Origin of the sequence: Flavobacterium sp. (assembly GCF_040382755.1) — a bacterium.
Lineage (GTDB): Bacteria > Bacteroidota > Bacteroidia > Flavobacteriales > Flavobacteriaceae > Flavobacterium.
Genome location: NZ_JBEIET010000066.1, coordinates 1 through 10,825 on the forward strand (window position 1 = coordinate 1; position 10,825 = coordinate 10,825).

Sequence of the window (10,825 nt, forward strand, 5' to 3'; positions counted from 1 at the left end):
GCTTTTGAGAAGCACCAGCCCGAGATGTTTGAATTGTTTGATGCAGAGAAGAAGCATTTCAATACACCCGGTGAGGTGGCGGCGATACACCGAATTTATCCGCTTTGCACGAACATATCGATCGACAATGCGATCATGGAGAAGGCGGGGAATGTGTATGTGATTCCATCTTCCTTTGGGTGGAGTGATTTGGGAACCTGGAACAGTGCTTATGATAATTTGGAGAAAGATTATCTCGGCAATGCGGTAGCGGGTGACAGCGTGATGATCATTGATGCGACCAGATGTATGGTCTCGGTGCCCGATAAGAAGTTACTGGTGTTACAGGGGGTGGATGATTGTATTATTGTAGATACGCCTGATGCGCTCATGATTTGTAAAAAGGAGAAGGAGCAATCGATCAAGGAATATGTGGCTGAGGTGAAGCGCAATATTGGGGACGGATATTTGTAGTGGTTATTGATGGCTGATGCCCCCTTCGGGGGATACCCACATATTATTCACAAATGCAATTGGTATAATTGATTGAATAATATATTGGTATAGTTTTATAGGGCCAATTGCTTTTAGTACCCCCCTAGCTGAAAGAAGTTTTTCATTTTTATCAATTCAGTACATGCAATTTACGGAGATTATGCTATCTGATATCCCGTATACTCCGGAGGAGTTGACGGAAGTAAATGATTATTCAGACATCCAATGTTTTTCAGATGAGGCGGTGTATGTTTATTCATTGGAGACACATAGGATCAATTATGCCACCGGCTGGGATACCTTGCTGGGGTATGATAACAAGGAGATCAGCATGAAAAAGTTAATGTTGATAACTACTCCTGATTATATCGACTTTATCCGCGAAATGAACAACCAGTCATTGGCGTTCATAAATGATAGAACGGAGCGGGTGATGGAATATTCCTGTACGATTGAGTCAAAGAAATTCAGCAAAGAAGGCAGGGAGGTTGCTTTGCTTGAGAGTGTGGGGATCTATCGCACCCGAGGTGGCAGGGCCGAACAAATAATTGGCAGGTATAAATTGAGTCCATCGATGCCCAATCCACATCAGAGATATTTTCATACCAATGGTCCGGATATACAGCTATTGGTAAATAAAATGAAGGATTTCCCTGCCAATATAAAGTTACTTACGAACAAACAGCAAGAAGTATTGCGTTTAGCCGCACATGGTTTGAAGATGCAAGAAATATCTGAACAATTAATGATATCTAAATCAAACGTAGAAAAAATGATTCGTAAAATGTGCGAAAAGTTCCAAGTGAAAAGTTCGAAGGAATTAATTGCCTATGCGCTGAAGAATCAGCTATTGTAGGATTGTCGTTTTATTATGTAAGCACATGTGACTTTTGAGTTACCGGTTTTGGATTTCTGATTACACTTATTGGTCAGGATGATTTTCTTTCATTGAGAAATACCTTCTAATTTAAAAAACATAGGTAAGTGTGGGAGTTAAAGAAACTGCCTCGAAATAATTGGCTGAGATTACATAATAAACACGGGATCTGATACCTAAATAAAAATGGTTGTCGATTTTGGCCTGGTACTGTAATCCAAGAAACGCTCCTCCTTCTTCCAGCCTGCTATTTTTAAAATTTCGCTCTTCGAGGCCAAGACCAAAAATAGAAGCGTATACCGCTTGCTGTGACTTACGCAGATAAAATAGTCCTGTACTCAAATTAAATTGATGCTTACTGCTGCTACCCAGTCTCTGCTCAAAAAGAAGCTGATAAAAATTATTGGTATGTCTTATGGTAAAATCTTCAATATTAATGGGAATATTAACCGGAGTAAAGTTGATGATGCGTGAATTGATAGAACGTGCATAACCAAAAAACACATCACATTAACAGAAGAAAACCCTCGCTGGTCGTATATTGACCCCCTAATTATCCAATTTGATTACTTAAGCAATAAAAGTAAGTTTATACTATCTTTCACAATAACAACACCCTACTACTTTAATTTAAAAATAAAGTGTACGGCTATAAATCTTGGCTGTATTGAATAATTCGTAGATTTTGTCAATCCCGTCTCATTAGCCTGAAAAAGAAGAGTAGTTACATTAAACAAATTATGACCCCTCAGTTCTATAGAAAAATCTGAGTCTTTAAATTTTTTAGTAATAAATAAATCTGAAAAGAAAACAGGTGTGGTTTTGTTTGGATGTATGAATTGAAAACCATTTATTTTAGCACTTAAAGAATATAAAGAAGGAGTTCGGTAAGTAAAATTAAAGTAGTATTTAAAATAATTTATTTCTTGCTTACTCTGTAGCCATTTGTTACTGATGTTTACGAAGTCTATACCCGTACTTAAATCAATGTTTTTTGAAATGGGCGCGGAAATTAATAGGTCTATTTTTCTTTTACTAATTGATGAAATATCACCCTGACTTTCAATATAGAAAGGTGTCCTGGTAATTTCATGATTATACCCTAGTAATAAACTTGATCTAAGTTTTGTTAAATACTGACTTGCTTTTATCGCATAAAACATTTTTTCAATGTTACCTTCCTGCCGATTGATGATTAATATATTATCGGCTACGTATACATTTTGTGTGATAAAGTCGTTATTTGTCTTTTCGATACCTGCCTGAAGTGATACATCGAAGTTTACTGATTTATTAATCTGTGTGAACCATATCAAAGTTTTTCTATCAATTGGTTTTTGCAAATTGGCAAGCCAGATATCACTTTGCCGAAAGGTGCTTCGAATTGTATCACTATATAATTGATTGTTATCAAGTAGCTGGAAAGACTTATCAAAAAATACTTTTGTCTTCAATTGGTAATTTTTAAATAGGCTATCTTCAAAACTTATACCACCAATTGCCTGGTATAAAAAATGATTACTGCTTTTTCCTGTAACAGATAGATGTGCATTATTTAGTGTGGCTTTTATAAAAAAGGTATACTTTTTTAGTTTCTTACTAAGATCGTTTTCAATGAATAAATTCAGAAACTCGTTTGGGTGTAGAGTTTTACTATTCAAGGAAAATGTGTTTTTTGAATAGTTTAAGCAAAAAGATATTTTACCATATAAATTATTCTTTAAATCCAAATAATTATTATGCCGTAATGAAGCGGCCTGATTTGATTGATAACTAGGCTGGAAAAAAGTTGTATTTGACGAACCATTTAAAAAATCAATATTAATATTCTCCGCTATTCTTGAATTTGAATAAGCCAAATTCCATTCATATGCCCTACGGTTAGACTTCTTTACTATCGCATTATAGGAAAATGTAACGCCACTTTTTTTAAGGAAATTCCTTTCAACAGAATTACTAAAATTTGTGGAATTGAATTGATTCCCACTGAGGGAATTCTGATAAAACTCAATAGAGCTGGTTATTTCTTTATTATCCGAAGGAATATAATTCAGCTTTATTTCCTGACTAAAATTGATTGGCATTTGAGTTTGTTCAATTTGTTGATCAATAAACAAAGATGTGTCTGCTGCTAAAAAATAATTGAACGACTCCCTATATTTATATTTCAAATCATTCTTGAAATACTTAGTATTTGAAGTTATTTTAATTTTTTGACTAGTCTTTAGTAAAGTTGAATTTGAAAAAGATTGGGCTCTTTGGAAATTATTATAAGTATCAGGTAACAATTCAAATCCCAGGGAGCTCCTTCTAATTAACTCTTTGCTTTGAATTGAATTAGATAAATTATCTGAATTTAGCATAAACTTTTCAATATCGCCGACTTCAATATCATTCCCCAAATTTTCGACATGAGCTGTTGTTATCGCTTTAATTTTTTTGACATAGACTAAAAGCTGAAGTTTTGCATCATACTTTGTCTCTTCACCCTTTCCTACACCAATTTCAGTCTGTCCAAAAACCGGTATAGAATTTTGCAATTTTAAATTTATTGCAACCTCTTCACTTTCTTTGGTAACTCCTTTCAGTAAGTTTTTTGATGAAAATTTTTTAATTACTTGTACTCCACTTAAAAAATCAGCTGACACAGATTTAGGAATTAATGAATAATCTCGACCGGTTAAATTATCGCCATCCAGAAGCACTGCCTCAATTTCCTTACCCTGGAATTTTATTTTATCCCCGGCTACTTCTATCCCGGGAAGTTTCGCCAATACATCAATGATGTTTTTCTCAGTACCATTAGTAAATCTATCAATTTTATAGTCAACGGTATCACCTATCACTTCAATGCTTCGTCTATTTTGGATTACCACCTCTTTTAGTTCAATAGACTCTGCTTTAACCAAATTGCCTTCAAAGAAATTTAACGAAGTACTTATTTTTTTTTGTAAAGTATTAAAGCCTAGCAGCTTTACTTTGATACTAATTGTATCGCCAGTAAATGTGTAATTGATAGAAAATTTACCTGACGAATCACTTTCAGTAAAAGCAAGTACCTGGTTGCTCTCATTTTGAATAAGAATAACTGCATGATGTACGGGAAGTTTAGAATTTATTTCAATAATTCGGCCAGATAACTGCTTTGTTTTTCTATTCTCTTGACCATGCAAATGATTCAATGAAAAAAAGCAAACTAATATTAGCAAAAAAATACGCATAGCAACTACTGGTCTACTTCTGTTGCATTCTCACTGCGTGGTCTAAATGGCCTATCTGAAACCTGAATATCTGGAAACTCCTTTTGTAATTGAGCGATAATCGCCTTGTTTTTATAATACTCTTTAATCGAATCATTATCTAAACAAAGGTTAAACTCTTTTCTTGACACTAACTTCTCTTTGAGTAAAGGGACTGAGACCAATTGCATGCTAGTCAAAAATATTTTTGTTACATAGATATTTAATTTTTTATCTGTAGTTGTAATCTCTAGTATAAGACCTGGGAGACCATTGTACTTAAGCGGCCCAATAGATACCGCAATTTCCGGGCAATACCATGCAATGTAGTCTCTACCCCTAAATCTTGTAGTGGCTTTTTTACAAAGATATTCACCAATCATTTTTTGTTCATTAGACAAGACCCATTTCATCTCTACAGTATCAATATATATTTTTACATCAGACCCGCAGAAGTCACGGATTACAAATTGCGGATTATTACTATTCATTGCCCTTATTACAAGTCTACCAATTGAATCGGTATCTACCCATTGGATTTTCCCAATTCCCTCATCCCTGGTCCATCTTTTTTCTATATTATTCTTATACTGAAAAAATGAAGTGTCCTTGTTAAAGTAAAGTGTACCAGGATAATATAGATTATCCTCCATCAATTTCACTTCATAATTAATTCGACCGTTGATCGACTGTGCAAAAACACTATTAATCGGGGCTGAAAAAATAAGTACTATGAATACTATTGGTCGCATTTTTAATAATTTAAACAATATATAAAATATTTGATAAACCCATTTCTAGCCGTTCAAAGCTAAAAAGGCAAAAAAGGGTCTGCCTCAATACATTGAGACAGCCCTTCAAAGCAAAAGATGCTTTTCATTTTTACTTATTCATTCTCGCCCATGCTTCATATGCCTTTTGCACTTGTTTACAGTTACCTTTAGCTGAAAAATGACTGTCCTTTGTTTTGTCATGAATTTCACAATGTGCCAACTTTACAACTTTATTGATATCAATCTTACTAGAAGAATTGTTTTTTGCTTCAGATATAGTTGGTGTCATAAAATAACTTGCAAACAATATAGCCGGTAAAAGTATCTTTTTCATACAATTGTGTTTTTTATTGACCTCTCTTTCGCTGTAGTGTAGATTATTTTTTATTTCACCGTCACGCAGAACTCCCGCTACCGTGAACTCGGTTTTTCCAGTTTCGCTTTTGGCCGGACTGTCTATTGTTAAACCCCGGGTTGTATCGTTCCAACCAACGTCCTTTTTTCATCCGCGGCCGCAGACTTATGGCTAATTAAGGAGTAAAGCACTGATTGCGCAACCAATTATGTGCACCATAATTTGATTTGTAAATTGATAAAAAAAAATCAAACTAGAATCATTTTCCCGCCATCGCAGAAAAATAAATACGGAAAACCGTAATTTTTAAGGCTTTTTTGTTCGTAACTAATTGAATTTCAAAAAAAGTATTTTTCAATTCTCCTCTCTTATAGCCGCCTCCTTCGTTGAAAGACTATGCGCGAAAGGAAGACTTTGTTTTAATACCTCTTTTTTACATTCGGGGTAGAAATACTAATTAGATTGTACTGCTAAATAGTAATACATCTTTCATCTATTTTAGGTCAAAATGCAATTAGTAAGCAGTTATTGATAGAAAATTATAATTAGAGTATGCTAATTAAAAATTAAAATGAAAATATGCAATTATTGCCCGTGGTCGAATCGCATATTGAGATAGAGCTAAATTATTAGCAGAAATAGTAGCGATTTGATATTGATTTTCATTTGTAATATTTAACATACTAAGACTAAAATCCATTTTCCATTTATTCACTTTATAGGTAACCGATGCATCGGAAAATAAATTTATTGTTGAACTACCAAAATATTTTACTTTGTTTAACTCTTCTCTAAATGTAAAATATAAATTGGATGAAGTATTAACATTAATAATTAAGGAATGCAGACTTGTTGAAGTATTTTGATATGGCACAGATTTACTCGATAAATTAATACTGCTACTATTTAATTGTCGATAATTATAAACTAAATTTAACCAACTAAATATTTTTGAATTAAAATTAATTGTACTGATGAAACTTGTATTTCTATAGTCGATTAATGTATTATTTTGAATTTGGATTGAATGATTAATTTGAAAAGAAGATCTTAGTGAAACTAAGGTTTTGATTTTAAAAATATACTTGCTTAATCCGCCTGATATCATCATATTATCGACTTGATTATTATATGCTAGTAAAGTTTTACTATTTAAATTTTCGATAAATTTAGTATCACTAATAGTATTGGACTCATTTCTTGAATATGATATTGCGCAATTTGCAAATAAAATTTTAAGGGCTTTTCTGTAATTGTAAGAAAGACTAAGGTTGTGGGAAAATGCTTGTTGAAAATCTATTTGACTTCTATTCAAAAGACGAAAATTTAGCATTATATAACCTTTATAAACACTTTCAATATTTGCAACGGTTGCATTATAATTATAAAACCACGATACACTACTTTCACTTCCAGTTTGAATCCTTAATTTAATTGTAGGTGTAAAGAAGGGTTTCCTTAAAGCTGTCTCCTTATTTCCTAATATATCAAAATACTTATTCGCTTGCCAAGATACAGGTAAAGTGATACCAAACTGGAATTTAGAGATCCTTAAATCATAATCAGCTTGACAATATATCTTATATTTTTCCCATTGTAGATCATTATTTAAACTATCACTGGCTTTTGAAATTGAATTATTTAATTGCTCAATGTAAATATTTGATAACAAAGATTGATGTTGATATAAAAAACCTGCTTTATATGAAATAAATAGGGCATTACTGTTATTCTTTATTGAAATGTAATTATTTGTAAAAAATGTAGGAATATTATTTTTCTGATTCAATGAATTATATGGAATATTAAAATTAAAAATATCTTCATTCCGACCGGGAATAATTGATAGGCTTTCTGGCTTTTTTAAAGAAAATACATAAGAATAAAATTCAATTATACTTCTTTTATTATTAGTTTTTATCAAATTTAATTCATTACTAAATGACCTATTATTGAGATTCAATAATTGCTTACTTCCAAATCCATTAACATTACTATTGGACTCACCCGAAATATTTTTAAATTCAAATTTTGTAGAATTATTAAAATAAATTTTCTTATTATTAACATTAATCGTGAAATTTCCATTCAAAACTTCGTGCTTTTTATTGGTTGATTGGGATTCCTTAAATACAAAAGTATCTCTTAAAAAATAGGAAATATTATTTTCAAAATCTAAATTTTGCTCATCACTTATTAAATATAAATTGGCTTTAAAATGAATACCATTATTTAAGTTGTAAAGATTATTTGAATTAAAGAGTTTTCCATTATTAAAAATATAGCGCTGCTTGGGTAAAGATGGAGTTCCAGTATTACTCAAACTCAATAAATCCTGAGGAATATCATTTTCAGCCTGCTTTAATATATCATTCATATTATGTGATGTTACATCATCATTTATATCTACTCCACTGTTATTGCTTTTTATTGAATTAATCGCTTTATATTTTTTCTTAAATGACATAATGTCTAATGAGTTATCGAAAATGTTTTTAAGCCCAATACCAAATTGCAAATTATAGGCCAATTGAATCTTTGCTTTATCTTTTAAACTTAAATTCAGAGCTACCTTATCTGTTCGTATTGAATTTTTCAAGATATTAATGGGTTGGTGATTCTCAATAACTTGAACTTTGTCAACTATTCCAAAGGGAATTGCTTTTGTTGCAATATTATAACGATCATTTAGGAGATCATCCCCATCGATATAAAAATTTGAGATTGGTTTTCCTAAATAGGATATCTTTCCACTTTCGTCAACATCGATACCTGGCATTTTTTTTAGCACATCACCTATCGTTCTGTCCTGCATAGATGATAATGAATCAACTGAATAACTGATTGTATCCCCGTTCACTTTTAAAATTGATCTGTTACTATTTTTAACAGTAACTTCCGGTAATCGAATATTGGATTCGCTTAATACAAAATCCTTATTTTTATTTGTACCGTTAATAAAACTTTTTTGTGATAAATAACCTAATGCGTTTGCTTGTATATAGAATGAATCGGCATTGGTTGGATATGAAAATAATATTTTATACTGGCCTGAATCATCCGTAATTGAATAGCTTAGTATTATATCTGAGTTAATCTTATACAAGCATACAGTTGCAGATACAATTGGTCTATTTGCTGAATCTTTTACAACTCCTTTTACAATATGCTGAGAATTTGTATAATTAATTAATAGAAAATTTATAGCAAATACAATAATAAACCTTTTCATTACTAAACTTAATTAGCTAATTCAATGCGGTACAATTTTGGGATTTCAACTTTTTTTATATTAAGTTCACTATTTTCCCTACCTTGTATTTGAACTTTTAAATTTGTCTGTGCTTCTATAAATGCTAATGGGTTCTCTTTCATTGCCTTGTAGGCTTGAAGAAATTCAATCTTTGAAGTTTTAACATACCCTTGTGGAATTATAAAGCTCCCTCTTTCTACTGGAATTGAATTGCCGGATTGAAGGCCTGTTAAACTAAATGTTATTTCACTTTTTTCATCAGAAGCATACATTATCAAGCCGGGAAGACCTTTCAACTTCCAGGGTCCCTCCTGTTGAGGTATAGAAGAACTAAACCAGCATTTATAAACTCTTCCCTTGCAGAGACCTATTGCCTTTTGACACTTAAATCCAAATATAGTTGAAGTATCTGCTTTTATTTCCCAATTTATTTGTTCTACTGCATCTTCAATAAAATATTTTTTCATCATCAGATCGTCAGTAGTAACATAAACTTTCTCTTTTAAATTAGAGAAAATTTCAGATGTAGTAAATTTACGTAAGAGTGGGTTATAATCACTAACTGTAATTTTACTACCATCACGTTGGACAAATGTTTTTGTTCCTACAGACGAATCCAACATATATTTCTCCATACTCTTGAATACAGATCCTCTTTTACTTACACATAACATAAAAGTTTCAACAGACGTTTTACCCGAACTATCTTTTAGTGAAAAATCGTAATAAGCAATAAAGCTAGCCAACTCGGATTGTGCAATCAATTTCTTTGAAAAAATGAGAGTATAAATGAATAATAGAATAAAGACTTTACGCATAAAAAAGAGTTAAATAATATAAAAAAGCAGCCCCTTTGGAAGGGGCAAACTTTTTTTTAAAACTGATCATATACTACAATATGCAGCTTGTAGTGCCCATATAATCTTTTGCCAGCCCCAATCAGTTATACAATTAAGATCATCATAATCACCATAAAAAATTGCAATTCCACAACCAAAATCAACAATAGCTATACCCGGAACTTGAAGATCTACTTTAATGCTTTTTTCATAAATCTCAGCATTAGCATTTTCCTTAAAAATAATTGACTTAAGAATTGGTATTTTTGTCGGTTCATTCTTTGAAGAATATTGATTTTGATTAGAAGCAAAAGTAGTAGCAGAAATCATAATCAACAAAGAAAAAATAAAGAGCTTCTTCATTTTCTTAGTTTTAAAATTATATATTCTGTCTAACACCATGAATAAATTTCAGCGGTTTTTTCTCTTGCTTATACTGCAAGGCTCCATGTTTGTGTTTTGCACTCGACTGTAAAGCTACCCGAAGTAGTTTCGTTCCCTACCAACGTCCTTTTTTTATCCGCGGCTGCAGACTTATGGCTAATGAAGGAGTAAAGCCATGATTGCGCAATCAATTATGTGTACCATAATTTCTTCTGTAATTTGATACATAATTTTAAACGAAACTCATTTCTGCGCCATTTCAAAAAAATAAATGCGGAAAACCGTAATTCTATTTGCATTTTTTACGGAAAACCGTAAAACTGAGCGAAGAACTTTACGGAAAACCGTAATTTTTTTAACCTGGAAATGACAAATCTTAACACTGGCATAGATATCCCTCGCTGAAAAAAGCCATCTATCTTTTGTAATTATGAATATTCAGTTTTTGCAAACTCAGAAAAGATAATACCGGTAATGAAAATAAATACCCTCATTACCTTCGGTTTATATACGTATTTGTAGCACTACTTTCTGCCTCAAACTCAAAGAAATTTTGATATTTAACCTTTTTCTGGCGTTGCCATTCATAAAAGCCCCAGAAATAAGGAACTTCGGCATATAAATATTTGGA

General features: G+C 31.9%; 8 protein-coding genes and 1 pseudogene. 2 read left to right on the forward strand and 7 right to left on the reverse strand.

Going from position 1 to position 10,825, the window contains the following annotated elements:
- Positions 1–453 (forward strand): annotated as a pseudogene (locus ABWO04_RS07270) (mannose-1-phosphate guanylyltransferase); the annotation flags it as partial.
- 163 nt (positions 454–616) lie between these two features.
- Entirely contained in the window at positions 617–1,330 is a 714-nt protein-coding gene (locus ABWO04_RS07275; protein WP_353078674.1) for a LuxR C-terminal-related transcriptional regulator, read from the forward strand.
- 111 nt (positions 1,331–1,441) lie between these two features.
- On the opposite strand, the gene ABWO04_RS07280 is transcribed toward ABWO04_RS07275, so the two are convergent.
- The 7 genes from ABWO04_RS07280 to ABWO04_RS07310 form a co-directional block, all read right to left on the reverse strand.
- Complete coding sequence (locus ABWO04_RS07280; RefSeq protein WP_353078676.1) at positions 1,442–1,693, reverse strand: hypothetical protein; 252 nt, start codon at positions 1,691–1,693, stop codon at positions 1,442–1,444.
- Between the two features lie 278 nt (positions 1,694–1,971).
- Positions 1,972–4,533, reverse strand: coding sequence for a peptidase associated/transthyretin-like domain-containing protein (locus tag ABWO04_RS07285; protein ID WP_353078678.1), 2,562 nt, complete (start codon positions 4,531–4,533; stop codon positions 1,972–1,974).
- A 44-nt stretch (positions 4,534–4,577) separates the two neighbouring features.
- A complete protein-coding gene (locus ABWO04_RS07290; RefSeq protein ID WP_353078680.1) occupies positions 4,578–5,342 on the reverse strand; it encodes a GLPGLI family protein in 765 nt (254 codons plus the stop codon).
- Between the two features lie 130 nt (positions 5,343–5,472).
- Complete coding sequence (locus ABWO04_RS07295) at positions 5,473–5,697, reverse strand: hypothetical protein (RefSeq protein WP_353078682.1); 225 nt, start codon at positions 5,695–5,697, stop codon at positions 5,473–5,475.
- Between the two features lie 580 nt (positions 5,698–6,277).
- Positions 6,278–8,950, reverse strand: coding sequence for a carboxypeptidase-like regulatory domain-containing protein (locus ABWO04_RS07300; RefSeq protein ID WP_353078684.1), 2,673 nt, complete (start codon positions 8,948–8,950; stop codon positions 6,278–6,280).
- A gap of 8 nt (positions 8,951–8,958) precedes the next feature.
- A complete protein-coding gene (locus ABWO04_RS07305) occupies positions 8,959–9,789 on the reverse strand; it encodes a GLPGLI family protein (protein WP_353078686.1) in 831 nt (276 codons plus the stop codon).
- A 66-nt stretch (positions 9,790–9,855) separates the two neighbouring features.
- Positions 9,856–10,173 (reverse strand): hypothetical protein, encoded by a 318-nt coding sequence (locus ABWO04_RS07310; protein ID WP_353078687.1) that lies wholly within the window; start codon positions 10,171–10,173, stop codon positions 9,856–9,858.
- Positions 10,174–10,825: the final 652 nt, after the last annotated feature.

Excerpts from the sequence above, each read along its gene's own strand:
- ABWO04_RS07275 (WP_353078674.1), top strand. The coding sequence starts at position 617 with ATGCAATTTACGGAGATTATGCTATCTGATATCCCGTATACTCCGGAG.
- ABWO04_RS07290 (WP_353078680.1), bottom strand. The coding sequence starts at position 5,342 with ATGCGACCAATAGTATTCATAGTACTTATTTTTTCAGCCCCGATTAAT.
- ABWO04_RS07295 (WP_353078682.1), bottom strand. The coding sequence starts at position 5,697 with ATGAAAAAGATACTTTTACCGGCTATATTGTTTGCAAGTTATTTTATG.
- ABWO04_RS07300 (WP_353078684.1), bottom strand. The coding sequence starts at position 8,950 with ATGAAAAGGTTTATTATTGTATTTGCTATAAATTTTCTATTAATTAAT.
- ABWO04_RS07305 (WP_353078686.1), bottom strand. The coding sequence starts at position 9,789 with ATGCGTAAAGTCTTTATTCTATTATTCATTTATACTCTCATTTTTTCA.
- ABWO04_RS07310 (WP_353078687.1), bottom strand. The coding sequence starts at position 10,173 with ATGAAGAAGCTCTTTATTTTTTCTTTGTTGATTATGATTTCTGCTACT.